The organism is Shewanella sp. 4t3-1-2LB, assembly GCF_017368415.1.
Taxonomy (GTDB): domain Bacteria; phylum Pseudomonadota; class Gammaproteobacteria; order Enterobacterales; family Shewanellaceae; genus Shewanella; species Shewanella fodinae.
The window spans coordinates 1-697 of sequence record NZ_JAFNJD010000123.1 but is presented as its reverse complement, the minus strand read 5'-3'; the positions used below and the strand labels follow the sequence as shown (position 1 = coordinate 697).

General features: G+C 46.5%; 1 protein-coding gene. It reads right to left on the bottom strand.

Annotated elements, in window-relative coordinates; translation table 11 throughout:
- Positions 1-119 precede the first annotated feature (119 nt).
- Positions 120-581, bottom strand: a complete 462-nt coding sequence (locus J3L11_RS18890; protein WP_207571995.1) for a hypothetical protein — start codon at positions 579-581, stop codon at positions 120-122.
- Between the last annotated feature and the right edge of the window lie 116 nt (positions 582-697).

Here is a 697-nt window from a genome sequence, read left to right as displayed (position 1 = left end):
GCATAGTGGTGCTAAGATGGCCATTCTCAGTCCTCGGCGAGTGGTGGGTTTGTTTGGCGATAGATCTGATCGCTCAAACAGGACTGAGTTCCCTTCCTGTGATCTACTATTTGGAACAGTTATTTAGGTACTTCTCCGCGAGATATATCACCAATAGCATCTCCAGCCATTTGGGTTGCCGCACCTGATGCAAAACCAGAAGCCATTGCACCTGCAGTTTGCGCAGCTGTTTTCGCTGCTCCTTGAGTGAGCGCTTGCTGAGCCGCTACTTTAACTCCAAAACCTGCAGTAGTCCCAACAATTCCCCCAGAGAGACCACCAACGAGAGCTCCAACTGCGCCTGCAATAAAGGCCTCACTGTTACTAGCCCCCATGTCCGATGCCATCTTAAAGGCTTGATAACCACCTATCGCCGCGCCAATCAATGGTATGAAAAAAGCGAACTCACCATCAGGATCAACATACTTATACGGATTGTTATTGGCGTATGCATAACGATTAAAACCATTGGAGGGGCTATTACCACGGCTCAGATGTCCTAATACATCAACAGGATCATTCGAGTAAAACTGAATCGCCACTGATTTCCTAGACACCTTTTAGTTAGATAAACTAGCTAAAAAAAGAGGTGTCCATGAGCCATAAACGTTACCCCGAACAATTCAAAATCGAAGCAGTAAAACAAGTCACTGTTGCC